General features: G+C 71.0%; 11 protein-coding genes and 1 riboswitch. Of the genes, 3 read left to right on the top strand and 8 right to left on the bottom strand.

The window, feature by feature from the left end:
- The first annotated feature begins 236 nt into the window (after positions 1–236).
- Entirely contained in the window at positions 237–1,040 is an 804-nt protein-coding gene (locus FNV62_RS37240) for a VOC family protein (protein WP_054229919.1), read from the top strand.
- A 20-nt stretch (positions 1,041–1,060) separates the two neighbouring features.
- Here FNV62_RS37240 and FNV62_RS37235 read toward each other — a convergent pair whose 3' ends face one another.
- The 4 genes from FNV62_RS37235 to FNV62_RS37220 form a co-directional block, all read right to left on the bottom strand.
- Positions 1,061–1,708, bottom strand: coding sequence for a thymidine kinase (locus tag FNV62_RS37235; RefSeq protein ID WP_054229918.1), 648 nt, complete (start codon positions 1,706–1,708; stop codon positions 1,061–1,063).
- 62 nt (positions 1,709–1,770) lie between these two features.
- The gene (locus tag FNV62_RS37230; RefSeq protein WP_143603147.1) at positions 1,771–2,958 is read right to left on the bottom strand and encodes an alkaline phosphatase family protein; all 1,188 of its coding nucleotides are present in this window, start codon (positions 2,956–2,958) and stop codon (positions 1,771–1,773) included.
- Positions 2,958–3,545, bottom strand: a complete 588-nt coding sequence (locus FNV62_RS37225; RefSeq protein ID WP_054229916.1) for a DUF5998 family protein — start codon at positions 3,543–3,545, stop codon at positions 2,958–2,960. The genes FNV62_RS37230 and FNV62_RS37225 overlap by 1 nt, the downstream gene beginning before the upstream one ends.
- A 171-nt stretch (positions 3,546–3,716) precedes the next feature.
- Positions 3,717–6,536 (bottom strand): bifunctional GNAT family N-acetyltransferase/acetate--CoA ligase family protein, encoded by a 2,820-nt coding sequence (locus FNV62_RS37220; RefSeq protein ID WP_143628407.1) that lies wholly within the window; start codon positions 6,534–6,536, stop codon positions 3,717–3,719.
- A 178-nt stretch (positions 6,537–6,714) separates the two neighbouring features.
- Between FNV62_RS37220 and FNV62_RS37210 the strand changes: the two genes are divergently transcribed.
- A complete protein-coding gene (locus FNV62_RS37210) occupies positions 6,715–6,996 on the top strand; it encodes an HPr family phosphocarrier protein (RefSeq protein WP_054229914.1) in 282 nt (93 codons plus the stop codon).
- Between the two features lie 182 nt (positions 6,997–7,178).
- Here the strand turns inward: FNV62_RS37210 and FNV62_RS37205 are convergent, their stop codons facing one another.
- From FNV62_RS37205 to FNV62_RS37190, 4 genes are all read right to left on the bottom strand, one after another.
- The gene (locus FNV62_RS37205) at positions 7,179–7,874 is read right to left on the bottom strand and encodes a GntR family transcriptional regulator (RefSeq protein ID WP_060901134.1); all 696 of its coding nucleotides are present in this window, start codon (positions 7,872–7,874) and stop codon (positions 7,179–7,181) included.
- 212 nt (positions 7,875–8,086) lie between these two features.
- Positions 8,087–8,851 (bottom strand): M23 family metallopeptidase, encoded by a 765-nt coding sequence (locus tag FNV62_RS37200; RefSeq protein WP_054229912.1) that lies wholly within the window; start codon positions 8,849–8,851, stop codon positions 8,087–8,089.
- A gap of 12 nt (positions 8,852–8,863) precedes the next feature.
- Positions 8,864–9,024: riboswitch (cyclic di-AMP (ydaO/yuaA leader) on the bottom strand.
- A 306-nt stretch (positions 9,025–9,330) separates the two neighbouring features.
- Positions 9,331–10,719: a M16 family metallopeptidase gene (locus FNV62_RS37195; RefSeq protein ID WP_060901135.1), complete on the bottom strand. Its 1,389-nt coding sequence runs from the start codon at positions 10,717–10,719 to the stop codon at positions 9,331–9,333.
- Positions 10,716–12,056: a M16 family metallopeptidase gene (locus FNV62_RS37190; RefSeq protein ID WP_063818518.1), complete on the bottom strand. Its 1,341-nt coding sequence runs from the start codon at positions 12,054–12,056 to the stop codon at positions 10,716–10,718. The genes FNV62_RS37195 and FNV62_RS37190 overlap by 4 nt, the downstream gene beginning before the upstream one ends.
- Positions 12,057–12,335: 279 nt before the next feature.
- On the opposite strand from FNV62_RS37190, the gene FNV62_RS37185 reads away from it, so the two are divergent.
- Entirely contained in the window at positions 12,336–14,795 is a 2,460-nt protein-coding gene (locus FNV62_RS37185; RefSeq protein ID WP_097286534.1) for a DNA topoisomerase (ATP-hydrolyzing) subunit A, read from the top strand.

The raw sequence follows: 14,795 nt of genomic DNA, 5'->3' as shown, positions 1-14,795 counted from the left end.
ATCGGGCACATGCTGTACAACCGATGGACACTCCCCGGCAATCGCGCGGAAACGGATGGGAAACGGCTCATCGGGCATTCTCCGGCAGTGGACCACTACACGATGGCGCCGCCGGGGCGCGCAGGGTGACGGGTGGTGCGAGCATCGGCACGGGGCGTGCACGCGCGCGATTGCGATACGCGTGTTGGTAGGCGGAAGGTGAACGGCCACCGCGAGGGGCCGAGGAGAGAGTGACGATGACCGAGGCACGGGAGTCGGCCGGCCCGAACGGCACCACGAACGCTCGGCACGCACCCGGCGTGCCCTGCTGGGTGAGCCTGATGGTGCACGGGATGGCCACGACCCAGGAGTTCTACGGAGAGCTGTTCGGCTGGGAGTTCCAACCGGGCCCGCGGCAGCTCGGCCCGTATGCGCGGGCCCTGCTCGACGGCCACGAGGTGGCGGGAATCGGCCAGATGCCACCCGACCGGCATCTGCCGATCGCCTGGACGCCGTACTTCGCCTCGGAGGACGTGAACCACACCGCCGAGTCGGTACGGCACTGCGGCGGCACCGTGGGCGTGGGTCCCCTGGACGCCGGAGAGGCCGGGCGGCTGCTGATCGCCTCGGACCCCACGGGCGCCGTCTTCGGGGTCTGGCAGGCGGCGGCCCATCTGGGCACGGCGCTCCACGGGGTGCACGGCACCCCCGCCTGGATCGAGTTGGTGACCCGCGACACCGAGAGCGTCGTCAAGTTCTACCAGGGGGTCTTCGGACACGAGCCGGAGCCGGTGGTCTCGGCCGACTTCGACTACATGACCCTGCACATCGACGGCCGCCCGGTGGCAGGCATTCACGGCGTCGGCCACGGCCTGCCCCGCGACCGCGGCGCGCACTGGCTGACGTACTTCGAGGTCGCGGACGTGGACGAGGCCGTCGCCCAGGCCACCGACCTCGGCGGACACCTCCTCAAGGCGGCCCACGACTCGCCCTACGGACGGGTGGCCACGGTGGCGGACCCGGAAGGCGCGGTGTTCTCGGTGATCCGCACCGAGCGATGACCCACGCTGCGCGCTGAGCGTCAGGCGGAGGCGATCGGCAGTACGTCGGGCGAGAGGGCGCCCGCGCGGGCCGTCGCCGCCGTCATCCGGCGCCGGTGGTGTCGACGGCACAGGACCTCGTAACCGATGTCCTCCGCCTGATTGACGTCGCCGACGACCACCTGGGCGCCCTCGACGACCATTTCGCCGCCTATCGTGCGGGCGTTGTGGGTGGCACGGGCGCCGCACCAGCACAGGGCCTCGACCTGGAGGACCTCGACCCGGTCGGCGAGCTCCACGAGGCGCTGGGAGCCGGGGAAGAGCTTGGAGCGGAAGTCGGTGGTGATGCCGAACGCGAAGACGTCGACCCCCAGGTCGTCAACCACCCGGGCCAGTTGGTCGATCTGGCCGGGGGCCAGGAACTGCGCCTCGTCCGCGATCACGTAGTCCGCCCGGCCGCCCTGGGAGAGATGGTGGACGAGGTGCGCGTACAGGTCCTGGTCGTCCGCGACCTCCACGGCGTCCGTGACCAGGCCGAGGCGCGAGGAGAGCTTGCCCTCCCCCGCGCGGTCGTCACGCGTGAAGATCATGCCCTGCAGGCCCCGGGCCGAGCGGTTGTGCTCGATCTGGAGAGCCAGCGTCGACTTCCCGCAGTCCATCGTTCCGGAGAAGAACACCAGCTCGGGCATGGGGAGTTGAGCACCTTTCGACAAGAAGGGAGGCGGGCGGAGGAGCGACGGGCGGGGAGGGGTCAGGTACGTACTTCCAGGAGCGGAACGTGCTGCTCCACCGGTGCCATCGAACCGTGGTTGCCGACCATCGCCGACTCCTTCGGCTCCCGCTCGGTCGCGACGATCAGGACGTCGTCGCAGGCCGCCGCCACGACGTCGCCGATCCGGGCATACACCCGTTCGTCGACCTGAGGCCCGAACCAGCCCGCCGCGATCGCCTCGTCGCGTGAAGCCACCCAGAACTGCTCGCCGAGGACCTCGCGCCAGCAGGTCAGGACGTCCGCCTCGGCACCAGGGACGGCGTACACATGCCGGGCCCGGGCCTCGCCGCCCAGCAGGGCGACTCCCGCGCGCAGCTCCCAGTCCTCGTCGAAGTCGATGCGGTGCTGCTCGTCGAAGGGGATGTCGATCATGCCGTGGTCGGCGGTGATGTACAGCGCCGCGCGCGGCGGCAGTTGCTCCGCGAGGCGCTGGACCAGGCGGTCGACGTACATCAGCTGGCCGCGCCAGGGGTCCGAGTCGACGCCGAAGCGGTGGCCCTTGCCGTCCACCTCGGCGTAGTAGGTGTACACCAACGAGCGGTCGCCGACGGCCAGTTGTTCGGCCGCGAGGTCCATGCGCTCCTCGCCGGACAGCCGCCCGTGGAACGTTCCCCCGCTCAGGGCGATCTTCGTGAGCGGGGTGTTCTGGAAGGTCGGGGACGTGACCTGGGCCGTGTGCACGCCCGCCGCGTCCGCGAGCTGGAAGACGGTGGGGTACGGCTGCCAGGCGCGGGGTTCCGTCCAGGGACTCCAGCGCAGCTGGTTCATCAGCTCGCCGGTCCTCGGGTTGCGCACGGTGTAGCCGGGCAGGCCGTGCGCGCCGGGCGGCAGGCCCGTGCCGACGGAGGCCAGGGAACTCGCGGTGGTCGCCGGGTAGCCGGCGGTGATCGGGCGGCCGGTGCCGCCGCGTGAGCTTCCGAGGAGGGAGCTCATGAAGGGGGCCTCGTCCGGGTGCGCCTTCAGTTGCTCCCAGCCGAGACCGTCGATCAGGAAGACGCAGTTCCGGTCGGCCTCGGTCAGTTCCGGTATGGCGGTGGTCATGCCGGGAACGCCCATGCCGGCGGCGAGCGTGGGCAGCAGATCGGCGAGCGAGCCCGCGCCGTACTCGGGAACGGGCGCGGAATCGATGGCCAGCGGTTCCGGGTGGTCCCAGGTGGGCAGCGCCATCAGCGGGTGATGTCCGCGGTCGCCTCGGAGAGGGACTGCGCGAAGGCGAGGGCCTGGCGCACCGTCTCCGGGCCGTCCCCGGCCTCGCTGACGCGCAGGCTCAGGTCGTCGGCCGTCGAGTTGCCCGTGTAGCCGTGGTCCGCCTCGCAGTTGGGGTCGCCGCAGGCCGCGGGCTCCAGGTCGATGCGGGAGACCGCGCCCCAGCCGATGGTCAGGACGACCTCGCGGGGCAGCGTGCCCGGCGTGTACGACTCGGGGTTGGCGACGACCCGGCTGACGACGACCGACGAGATCCGGCCGAGTTTCACGGACTCGGTCGAGGTCGTGGCGTACGGCGTCGGTGAGGTCGTGTCCGCGTTCTGCTCGTCGGTGTGGCTCACGATGAAGCGGTTGCCGGTGAGGACGAGCACGGTCACGTGCCGGCGCACCTCGTTGGCGTCGAACGTCGTCTCCTGGTGGACCAGGTACGACCGGATGGTGTCGCCGCCGATCGCGGCCTCCACCGCCTCGGCCACGAGGGCCGGGTAGTAGCCGCTGCGCTCGATCGCCGCTCGCAGCCCCTGGGTCGTCGTACTGGTCTTGGCCATGACGTCCATCCTACGGTGGCCCACTGACTGCGAGGCACCGCTCGCGGGTGTCTGTCGTGGACGGATCAGAACGAATCCTCGACGGCGGCGGGCACCGGTACGGCTCGGACGACGGGCCGGCACGGCTCAGGCGACGGGACCGGTACGGCCAGACCACGGGACCGGTACGGCTCAGACCACGGGAAGCGTGCGGGGGCCGAGGTCGTCGCGGACGGGGGCGCGGGCCAGCCGCACGGTGGCGCCGAGCACGCTCAGGCCGCGCGGGGCGACCACCACCGGCTCCAGGGAGACGGCGACGACCTCCGGGTGGTCGTCGACCAGCCGCGAGACGCGCAGCATCAGCTCTTCGAGGGCCACGGTGTCGACCGGCGCCGAGCCGCGCCAGCCGAACAGGAGCGGCGCCGTCCGGATCGACCGGACCAGCGAGCTCGCGTCCCGGTCGGTGACCGGAACCAGCCGGTGTGCGGTGTCCCCGAGCAGCTCCGACGCGGCACCGGCCAGGCCGAACGAGAGCACCGCTCCGGCCGCCGGGTCGATGACGGCCCGTACGACCGTGTCGACCCCGCGCGGCGCCATGCCCTGCACGACCGGGCGCAGCACCTCCGGCGTTCCGAAGAGGTCGGTCAACTCCGTGTACGCCCTCCTCAGTTGCGCCTCGTCCGTCAGATCCAGGCGTACGCCGCCCAGGTCGGCGCGGTGTCTCAGGTGCGGTGCGGTGGTCTTGAGGGCCACGGGGTAACCGAGGGTGCGCGCGGCCGCCGCGGCCTCGTCGGGTGTCGGCGCGGGCAGTGCCCGGTGTACGTCGATGCCGTACCGCCCGAGCAGCACGCAGGCGTCCTCGGGGGCGAGCGTCAGTCCCGAGCCCCGGGACAGCAGCTCGTCGATCTGCTCGGCGGCGCCCTTCTCGTCGATGTCCTCGTACTCGGGGACCTTGCCGGGGTCGGCCACCTCGCGCCGCCACTGGGCGTACTTCACGGCCTCGCCGAGGGCGCGGACGGCGCGCTCGGCGGCGGGGTAGGCGGGGATGAGCCGGGGGCTCGCCTCCGAGGGGCCGCTCACCGCGGTGGCCGGGCGTTCGGCGGGACGGGGTGCCTGGCCCGCGCCGGGCGCCGTGGACGCCGCCTGTGGTGCGGTGCTGGCCGCCGCCGACAGGGCCTCCGCGAGCCCGCCGAGCTCGACGTGCACCACGAGCACCGGCTTCGCCGGGGCCGAGGCCGAGGCCGATCGGAGGGCCTTCGCCAGGGCCTCGTCCTGGGCCGACGTCTCCCCCACGGCCGGTATGGCGGTCACCACCACGGCGTCGCACCTGTCGTCGGCGAGGGCTTTCGTCAGCGCCCGGTGGAAGTCCTCCGCCGAGGCCGCCGTGGTCAGATCCAGCGGCGGAAGCGGTCGCAGTCCTTCGGCGAGGCACGCGTCGAACGTCAGCAGCCCCAGGGACTCCGAGTTGCCGAGGATCGCCACCCGGGGTCCGGCGGGGAGCGGCTGGCGGGCCAGCAGAAGCCCCGCGTCGACCAGCTCGGTGATCGTGTCGACCCGGATCACCCCGGCCTGCCGCAGCAGCGCGGACACGGTGGCGTGCGGCAGCCGGGTGGCCCGTACGGCATGCCCCTGGGGAGCGGCGGCGTGCCGCGCGCCCTGGACCACGACCAGCGGCTTGGCGGCCGCCGTCCGCCGGGCGAGCCGGGTGAACTTGCGCGGGTTGCCGATGGATTCGAGGTACATCAGGGCGACGTCGGTGTCCGGGTCGTCGTACCAGTACTGGAGTACGTCGTTGCCGGACACGTCCGCCCGGTTCCCGGAGGAGACGAAGGTGGACACTCCGGTCACGCCGGTGACGCCGCCGCCGCGCCGGTGCAGCCGGGAGAGCAGTGCGATCCCGATCGCGCCGGACTGGGCGAACAGGCCTATCCGCCCGGGGCGCGGCATCTCGGGCGCGAGCGAGGCGTTGAGGCGCACCTCGGGGGAGGTGTTGATGACCCCGAAGGCGTTCGGTCCGATGATGCGCATCCCGTACGTACGCGCCTGGCGGACGAGTGCGCGCTGGCGCTCGCGTCCGGCGGGGCCGCTCTCGGCGTACCCGGCGGAGACGACCACGAGGCCCTGTACCCCGTGCTCGCCGCACTCCGCGACGACTTCGGGGACGTACGGCGCGGGCACGGCGACGACCGCGAGGTCGACGGGCTCGGCGATGTCGCGGACGGAGCGGTGGGCCGGGACGCCGTCGAGCTCCTTCTCCTGGAGTGCCTTGTTCACGGCGTACAGCCGCCCGGTGAAACCGGCCGCGCGCAGGTTGTCGAGGACGCTGCGTCCCACCCCGCCGGGGTTGCGGCCCGCTCCGATGACGGCGACCGAGCCGGGCGCGAGCAGTCGCTGCACGGACCGCGCCTCGGCGCGCTGCTCCCGCGCGCGCTGCACGGCGAGCGAGCGGTCGGTGGGTTCGAGGTCGAACTCCAGGCGTACGACGCCGTCCTCGAAGTGCCGCTTCTGCTGGTACCCGGCGTCCGTGAACACCTTGATCATCTTGGTGTTGGCGGGCAGTACCTCGGCGGCGAAACGGCGGATGTCCCGCTCTCTGGCGACGGCCGCGATGTGCTCCAGGAGGGCCGAGGCGACGCCGCGGCCCTGGTGGGCGTCCTGCACGAGGAAGGCGACCTCGGCCTCGTCCGCGGGTGCCGAGGCGGGCCGACCATCGGCATTAATACGGTCATAGCGTACGGTGGCGATGAACTCGCCGCCGACCGTGGCCGCGAGTCCCACCCTGTCCACAAAGTCGTGGTGCGTGAAGCGGTGGACATCCTTGGCGGACAGGCGCGGGTAGGGCGCGAAGAAGCGGTAGTACTTCGACTCGTCCGAGACCTGCTCGTAGAAGCTCACCAGCCGCTCGGCGTCGTCGACGGTGATGGGCCTGATGCGGGCGGTGCCGCCGTCGCGCAGCACCACGTCGGCCTCCCAGTGGGAGGGGTACTCGTGCCGGTCCGACGAGGTCTGCATGGGCCCCAGAGTACGGCTCGCGTCCGACAACGGCGCGAGGCAGGCTAGGGGCACCGAAGTCGGATCCAGGCCGGGATCCGACGCGGAGTTCGGGACGGGAACAAGACCCTGCCCGGGCTCGCTTCACGTTGTGGAACACTGGTCTAGACAACCCTGAACACCTGAAGGGCAGCATCACATGGCTGAGCGCCGCGTCAACGTCGGCTGGGCCGAGGGCCTCCACGCCCGTCCCGCCTCCATCTTCGTCCGGGCGGCCACGGCCTCCGGTATCCCCGTGACGATCGCCAAGGCGGAGGGCAACCCCGTCAACGCGGCCTCCATGCTGGCGGTCCTCGGCCTGGGCGCCCAGGGCGGCGAGGAGATCGTCCTCGCCTCGGACGCCGAGGGTGCGGACGCCGCGCTCGACCGGCTGGCGAAGCTGGTGGCGGAGGGTCTCGAGGAGCTCCCCGAGACCGTCTGAGAAAGAGCCCCCGAGCGGGGTTCCTCAATTGATGGCGGGAGTGGTCTTCGCACCAAAAGACCCCGCCCCGCACGCATTCGAAGGGCTCGCCTGAAAACATCGGGCGGGCCCTTCGCTTTTCCAATTGCGGGCAGCAGAAATAATCCCCCGCGAATTACCCCTCTTTGTATACGGCGCCGGTGTTAATGACGCACGCCCGTCATGTTTACGGGATGTTGCGAAGTCCTCACACGCTCCGGACGATCTCCCCCGCCGGGAAAACGCAGCCGGTGTGCGACCGTCGCACGCTCGGCGTGCAGCGCCGTGACGGCCCGCGCCCGCTCGCTGTCGCCGCGCGCCACCGCGTCCACGATCCCGCCGTGCTCCGCCCAGGACTCCGCCGGATTGGCCGGCGCTTCGACCGCGTACATCCAGGCGATCTTGTGCCGCAGCTGGGCCAGCGTGGAGGTCAGCGCGGGGCTCCCGGAGGCCTGTGCGAGAGTCTCGTGGAACCAGCCGCCGAGCGAGCGCAGATCCTCGCTGTTCCCCCTCCTGGCCCGCTCCTGCCCCAGTCTGACCAGGCCTCGAAGCACCTTGAGGTGGGCCTCGGTGCGCCGCTGAGCGGCCCTCGCGGCGCCCAGCGGCTCCAGGAGCATGCGCATCTCGAGGAGGTCCGCGGCCTCCTGCTCGGTGGGCTCCGCGACGCACGCGCCCGCGTGCCGACGGGTGACGACGAAGCCCTCGGCCTCCAGCGTGCGCAGGGCCTCGCGCACGGGGACCCGCGAGACGCCGTAGCGTCGCGCGAGCAGTTCCTCGGTGAGCCGGCTGCCGCGCTCGTAGACACCCGCGACGATGTCGTCACGGATCGCCGTGCATACCGAGTGCGCGGGAATGCGCATGACCGGACCTCCGCCTTAATCCCCGCGAAACGCGGTCGATTGACGCTTGTTCAGTGACTCTATTGCAGAGAACCGGAATTTCCGATGGCGGGCCGGAATCCATGGATATTTTTTGGACAGACAGTCGTTCGAAACGACGAAGCCCCGGCTGGGGGGAGCCGGGGCTTCGGAAGTGTTGACGCCGGTCGTCAGACGTTCGGGGTGTGCGAGCGTCAGACGTTCACGCCGTGCGAGCGGAGATAGGCGACCGGGTCCATGTCGGAGCCGTACTCCGCCGTCGTACGGGCCTCGAAGTGGAGGTGCGGCCCGGTGGTGTTCCCGGTCGAGCCGGACAGGCCGATCTGCTGGCCCGGGGTGACCGTCTGCCCCACGGAGACACCGATGGACGACAGGTGGCCGTACATCGTGTAGGTGCCGTCGTGCATCTTCAGGACGATCTGGTTGCCGTACGCGCCACCCCAGCCGGCCGTGACGACCGTGCCGGAGCCGACCGCGTGGACCGAGGTCCCGGAGGCGGCGTGGAAGTCGACGCCCGTGTGGCTGCCGGAGGACCAGAGGCTGCCGCCGGTCTTGTAGCCGGTGGAGATGTACGAGCCGGTGATCGGCAGGACGAAGGTGTTGAGGCGCTTGCGCTCGGCGGCGCGGGCGGCACGCTCCTTGGCCTCGCGTTCCTTCTTCGCCTCCTCGGCGGCCCTCTTGCGCGCGGCTTCCTCGGCCTTCTTGCGCGCGGCGGCCTCGTCGGCGGCGCGCTTCTGGGCGACGGCCTGCGCGTCGATCTGGGCGGCGACGTTGTCGCCGAGGGTGATGGCCTGGGTCAGCCCGGTCTGCTCGACGGAGGCGTCCGCGGCGAGTGCCGGGGCGGCCAGGGTTCCGATGACACCGGTCGTGGTGAGCGCGGCGACGCCGACGGCGTTCGTGGTGGAGCGCTTCACGCGGCTCGGACGGCGGTGTTTCCCGGGGCCACAGGTGAACGCCATGTAGGGGCTGATCCTTTCCTTCCCTCTCGCCTACCGGGTTAGCTGACGGGTTCGGAGCAGGAAGGTCTCCTACGGACCCCCTCCAGGGAGGGCGTCCGATTCACCCCAGGGACTACGTGTGGGTCCCCGGCTCCCCTGGCTCGCGCCGTACGGGGACTCGGCGATGACTGTCCGGTGCCGCGGGCGCGGCGCACTGCCTGACGAACAGCCGCACCGACGCTAGACGGGGCGTCTTTCAAACAACAAACGGATCACGGCTTTTGTAGTGCATGCCACAGGGCAGACGGGCAACCTCCCTACCAATACGGACATCTTGGGGATGAAGTCCGAGCGAGAGCCCGAGCGGAAATCCGATCAAAAAGGGGCCCGGGCGACTCTTCAGTCACCCGGGCCCTGCGGAGTCACGCTCTTCCGCTCCGCGTGCGGCTCGGCTTACAGCCGGCCCCCACTGAGCCGCTGAACCTCCGCTCCGTGAACCTCTACTCCGCCGAAACTACGGTCACTTCACCGATTCCGAGGGCCTTGACGGGCTCCTGGATCTGCGCGGCGTCGCCGACGAGGACGGTCACCAGACGGTCCACCGGGAAGGCGCTCACGGCGGCCGCGGTGGCCTCCACGGTGCCGGTCGCGGCGAGCTGCTGGTACAGCGTCGCCTGGTAGTCGTCCGGCAGGTACTGCTCGACCTGGTCCGCGAGCGTGCCCGCGACGGCCGCCGCGGTCTCGAACTTGAGGGGCGCCACCCCCACCAGGTTCTGTACGGCGACGTCGCGCTCGGCGTCCGTCAGGCCCTCCGCGGCGAGGGTGCGCAGCACCTTCCAGAGGTCGTCGAGCGCAGGGCCGGTGTTCGGGGTGTCCACGGAGCCGCTGATGGCGAGCATCGCGATACCGGTTCCGTCCGGCGCGGCGCGCAGGACCTGGCCGAACGCCCGCACACCGTAGGTGTAGCCCTTTTCCTCGCGCAGGACGCGGTCCAGGCGCGAGGTGAGGGTGCCGCCGAGGCAGTACGTGCCGAGCACCTGGGCGGGCCACACACGGTCGTGCCGGTCGGCGCCGACACGGCCGATGAGCAGCTGCGTCTGGACCGCGCCGGGGCGGTCCACGATGATCACACGGCCGGTGTCGTCGGCGGCCACCGGCGGCACGGGGCGCGGCTCGGCGGACGAACCGGTCCAGTCGCCGAGCGTCTCGGCGATCAGCGCGTCGAGGTCGACGCCGGTCAGGTCGCCGACGATCACGGCGGTGGACGTGGCGGGACGTACGTGCTTGTCGAAGAAGGCGCGTACGGCGGTCGAGTCGATCTTCTGAACGGTCTCCTCGGTGCCCTGGCGCGGGCGCGACATGCGCGAGGTCGCCGGGAAGAGCTCCTTGGAGAGCTCCTTGGCGGCACGCCGGGCCGGGTTGGCCGTCTCGTGCGGGATCTCGTCGAGCCGGTTGCGCACCAGCCGCTCGACCTCGCTCTCCGCGAACGCCGGTGCCCTCAGGGCGTCGGCGAGCAGCCCGAGCGCCTTGGGCAGGCGCGAGACGGGCACTTCGAGCGACAGCCGTACGCCGGGGTGGTCGGCGTGCGCGTCGAGGGTGGCGCCGCAGCGCTCCAGCTCGGCGGCGAACTCCTCCGCGGAGAGCTTGTCGGTGCCCTCGGAGAAGGCGCGCGCCATGATCGTGGCGACGCCGTCGAGGCCCGCGGGCTCGGCCTCCAGCGGCGCGGCGAGCAGCACCTCGACGGCGACGACCTGCTGGCCGGGGCGGTGGCAGCGCAGCACGGTCAGGCCGTTGTCCAGCGTGCCGCGCTCGGGCGCCGGGAAGGCCCAGGGCTTGGGCTGACCCGCCTGGGGCTGCGGGTGGAAGTCCATGGTGGCGAGCTCGGTCACTTCGCCGCCTCCTCGTCCTCTTCGGTGGTGTCGGCAGCGACCGGCTCGTACACGAGCACCGCGCGGTTGTCGGGGCGCAGGCGGGCCTTGGCGACCTCCTGGACCTCCTCGGCCGTGATGTCCAGGACACGCTGTACGGCCGTCAGGGCGAGCTGCGGGTCGCCGAACAGGACGGCGTACCGGCACAGTTCGTCGGCGCGGCCGGCGACCGTGCCGAGCCGGTCCAGCCACTCACGCTCCAACTGGGCCTGGGCGCGCTCCATCTCCTCGTCCGTGGGGCCCTCCTCGGCGAACCGGGCGAGTTCCGCGTCGACGGCGGACTCGATCACCGGGACCTCGACGTCACCGGACGTCTTCACGTCCAGCCAGCCCAGGGAGGGCGCTCCGGCGAGCCGCAGCAGGCCGAACCCGGCCGCGACGGCGGTGCGGTCACGGCGTACGAGCCGGTTGTAGAGCCGGGACGACTCGCCGCCGCCGAGGATGGTGAGCGCCACGTCCGCCGCGTCGGCCGCGCGCGTGCCGTCCTCCGGGAGCCGGTAGGCGGCCATCAGGGCGCGCGCCGGGACCTCCTCCTCGACGACCTCGCGCAGCTGCTCGCCGATGACCTCGGGCAGCGAGCCGTCGCGCGGGGCGGGCTTGCCGTCGTGCCCGGGGATGGAGCCGAAATACTTCTCGATCCAGGCGAGCGTCTGCCGCGGGTCGATGTCCCCGACCACGGAGAGCACCGCATTGTTCGGCGCGTAGTAGGTGCGGAAGAAGGCGCGGGCGTCCTCCAGGGTCGCCGCGTCCAGGTCCGCCATCGACCCGATCGGGGTGTGGTGGTACGGGTGGCCCTCGGGGTAGGCGAGCGCGGTCAGCTTCTCGAAGGCGGTGCCGTAGGGCACGTTGTCGTAACGCTGGCGGCGCTCGTTCTTGACGACGTCCCGCTGGTTCTCCATGGACTCGTCGTCGAGCGCGGCCAGCAGCGAGCCCATGCGGTCGGCCTCCAGCCAGAGGGCGAGCTCCAGCTGGTGGGCGGGCATCGTCTCGAAGTAGTTGGTGCGCTCGAAGCTGGTCGTGCCGTTGAGCGAGCCGCCCGCGCCCTGCACCAGTTCGAAGTGGCCGTTGCCCTTCACCTGGCCGGAGCCCTGGAACATCAGGTGCTCGAAAAGGTGAGCAAGGCCGGTACGGCCCTTGACCTCGTGCCGTGAGCCGACGTCGTACCAGAGGCACACCGCCGCGACCGGGGTCAGATGGTCCTCGGAGAGCACCACGCGCAGGCCGTTGGCCAGGCGGTGCTCGGTCGCTGTCAGGCCGCCGGAGCCTGCCTCAGCTGTGGCCGTGTGACCCATGGGCATGTACGTCCCTTCGATCGCGGAAACTGCAGAATTCCTGCCGGTCCTGCCACTGTATGCAAGCGCGCCGACCGGTGGCGAAGTTCCCGCGCCTCGTACGCCGAGAGCGAGAATTCCTGAGGTGGGAGGCCGGACTTCCGTTCACCGTGAGCGAGCGGAACCGGGCTCCGCGGAGCCCCTATGGACGGGTCGCGGTCGGCGTTGTCAGTGCGGCGGTCCACAATGGTGCGCGTCAGAACCCGTTCATGCCCCGGCAGAGACTGTGAAGGAGCCGCAGCAGCGATGGCCCGCCGCAGCACGAAGACCCCGCCGCCCGACGACTCGTACGAGGAGAAGATCCTCGACATCGACGTCGTGGACGAGATGCAGGGCTCCTTCCTCGAATACGCGTACTCGGTCATCTATTCGCGAGCCCTGCCGGACGCCCGTGACGGCCTCAAGCCCGTGCACCGCCGCATCGTGTACCAGATGAACGAGATGGGGCTGCGCCCCGACCGCGGCTACGTCAAGTGCGCCCGCGTCGTCGGCGAGGTCATGGGTAAGCTCCACCCGCACGGCGACGCGTCGATCTACGACGCACTCGTGCGCCTGGCCCAGCCGTTCTCCATGCGCCTGCCGCTGGTCGACGGCCACGGCAACTTCGGTTCGCTCGGCAATGACGACCCGCCGGCCGCCATGCGTTACACCGAGTGCCGGATGGCCGACGCCACGTCACTGATGACCGAGTCCATCGACGAGGACACGGTCGATTTCACGCCGAACTACGACGGCCAGGAGCAGGAGCCCGACGTCCTCCCGGCGGCGTACCCGAACCTGCTGGTCAACGGCTCGTCCGGGATCGCCGTCGGCATGGCGACGAACATGCCGCCGCACAACCTCGGCGAGGTCATCGCGGCCGCCCGCCACCTGATCCGCTATCCGGGCGCCGACCTGGACACGCTGATGAAGTACGTGCCGGGCCCCGACCTGCCCACGGGCGGCCGGATCGTCGGCCTGACCGGGATCAGGGACGCCTACGAGTCGGGCCGCGGCACCTTCAAGATCCGCGCCACGGTGTCGGTGGAGGACGTCACGGCGCGCCGCAAGGGCCTCGTCGTCACCGAACTGCCCTTCACCGTCGGCCCGGAGAAGGTGATCAGCAAGATCAAGGACCTGGTCAACGCCAAGAAGCTCCAGGGCATCGCCGACGTCAAGGACCTCACCGACCGCTCGCACGGACTGCGCCTGGTCATCGAGATCAAGAACGGCTTCGTGCCGGAAGCGGTCCTGGAGCAGCTCTACAAGCTGACGCCGATGGAGGAGTCCTTCGGCATCAACAACGTGGCGTTGGTGGATGGTCAGCCGCTCACCCTGGGCCTCAAGGAGCTCCTCGAGGTCTATCTCGACCACCGCTTCAACGTCGTGCGCCGCCGCAGTGAGTTCCGCCGCAGCAAGAAGCGCGACCGTCTCCACCTGGTCGAGGGTCTCCTCGTCGCCCTCCTGGACATCGACGAGGTCATCCGCCTCATCCGCTCCAGCGACAACTCGGCGCAGGCGAAGGAACGCCTGATCGAGCACTTCTCTCTCTCCGAGATCCAGACGCAGTACATCCTGGACACGCCGCTGCGCCGCCTGACCAGGTTCGACCGCATCGAGCTGGAGTCGGAGCGCGACCGGCTCAACGGCGAGATCGACGAGCTGACCGGCATCCTCGACTCGGACGCCGAGCTGCGCAAGCTGGTCTCCGGCGAACTGGCCGCGGTCGCCAAGAAGTTCGGCACCGACCGGCGCACGGTGCTCCTGGAGTCCGCGGGCACCCCCGCCGCGACGGTCTCGCTCCAGGTGGCCGACGACCCGTGCCGGGTGCTCCTGTCCTCGACGGGCCTGCTGGCCCGTACGGCCAACGGCGACCCCTTCGGGGAGGCCGAGGACGCCAAGCGCACCAAGCACGACCTGATCGTCTCCGCGGTGCCGGCGACGGCCCGCGGCGAGATCGGGGCGGTCACGTCCTCGGGCCGCCTGCTCCGGCTGAGCGTGATCGACCTGCCGCAGCTGCCGGAGACGGCGTCGGCGCCCAACCTCTCCGGAGGCGCTCCGATCGCGGAGTTCCTGTCCTCCCTGGAGCCGGACGAGGCGGTGATCTGTCTGACGACGCTCGACGAGTCCTCGCCCGGCCTGGCGATCGGCACCGAACAGGGCGTCGTGAAGCGTGTGGTCCCCGACTACCCCTCGAACAAGGAGGAGTTGGAGGTCATCACCCTCAAGGACGGCGACCGGATCGTGGGCGCGGTCGAACTGCGCACCGGCGAGGAGGACCTGGTCTTCATCACCGACGACGCCCAGTTGCTGCGCTACCAGGCCTCGCAGGTCCGCCCGCAGGGCCGGGCGGCGGGCGGCATGACGGGCATCAAGCTCACCGAGGGCGCGAAGGTGATCTCCTTCACCGCGGTCGACCCGGCGGTGGACGCGGTGGTCTTCACGGTGGCGGGCTCGCGCGGCACGCTGGACGACTCCGTCCAGACCACGGCCAAGCTGACGCCCTTCGACCAGTACCCGCGCAAGGGCCGCGCCACGGGTGGCGTGCGCTGCCAGCGGTTCCTGAAGGGAGAGGACTGCCTCTCGCTGGCCTGGGCGGGCGCGCTTCCGGCCCGGGCCGCACAGAAGAACGGCACACCGGCCGAGCTGCCGGAGATCGACCCGCGCCGCGACGGCTCGGGAGTGTCGCTGGCGAAGACGGTGTCGGTGGTGGCGGGCCCGGTGTAG

It is taken from the genome of Streptomyces sp. RLB3-17 (assembly GCF_007113425.2).
Taxonomy (GTDB): Bacteria; Actinomycetota; Actinomycetes; order Streptomycetales; family Streptomycetaceae; genus Streptomyces; species Streptomyces mirabilis_D.
Note: the sequence above shows the minus strand (reverse complement) of the source record. Positions and strands in the feature narration are given on the sequence as shown.

Bases quoted from the DNA above. Each gene is read 5' to 3' on its own strand.
- FNV62_RS37185 (WP_097286534.1), top strand. From the start codon at position 12,336: ATGGCCCGCCGCAGCACGAAGACCCCGCCGCCCGACGACTCGTACGAG.
- FNV62_RS37210 (WP_054229914.1), top strand. From the start codon at position 6,715: ATGGCTGAGCGCCGCGTCAACGTCGGCTGGGCCGAGGGCCTCCACGCC.
- FNV62_RS37205 (WP_060901134.1), bottom strand. From the start codon at position 7,874: ATGCGCATTCCCGCGCACTCGGTATGCACGGCGATCCGTGACGACATC.
- FNV62_RS37235 (WP_054229918.1), bottom strand. From the start codon at position 1,708: ATGCCCGAGCTGGTGTTCTTCTCCGGAACGATGGACTGCGGGAAGTCG.
- FNV62_RS37190 (WP_063818518.1), bottom strand. From the start codon at position 12,056: ATGCCCATGGGTCACACGGCCACAGCTGAGGCAGGCTCCGGCGGCCTG.
- FNV62_RS37220 (WP_143628407.1), bottom strand. From the start codon at position 6,536: ATGCAGACCTCGTCGGACCGGCACGAGTACCCCTCCCACTGGGAGGCC.
- FNV62_RS37225 (WP_054229916.1), bottom strand. From the start codon at position 3,545: ATGGCCAAGACCAGTACGACGACCCAGGGGCTGCGAGCGGCGATCGAG.
- FNV62_RS37240 (WP_054229919.1), top strand. From the start codon at position 237: ATGACCGAGGCACGGGAGTCGGCCGGCCCGAACGGCACCACGAACGCT.
- FNV62_RS37200 (WP_054229912.1), bottom strand. From the start codon at position 8,851: ATGGCGTTCACCTGTGGCCCCGGGAAACACCGCCGTCCGAGCCGCGTG.
- FNV62_RS37230 (WP_143603147.1), bottom strand. From the start codon at position 2,958: ATGGCGCTGCCCACCTGGGACCACCCGGAACCGCTGGCCATCGATTCC.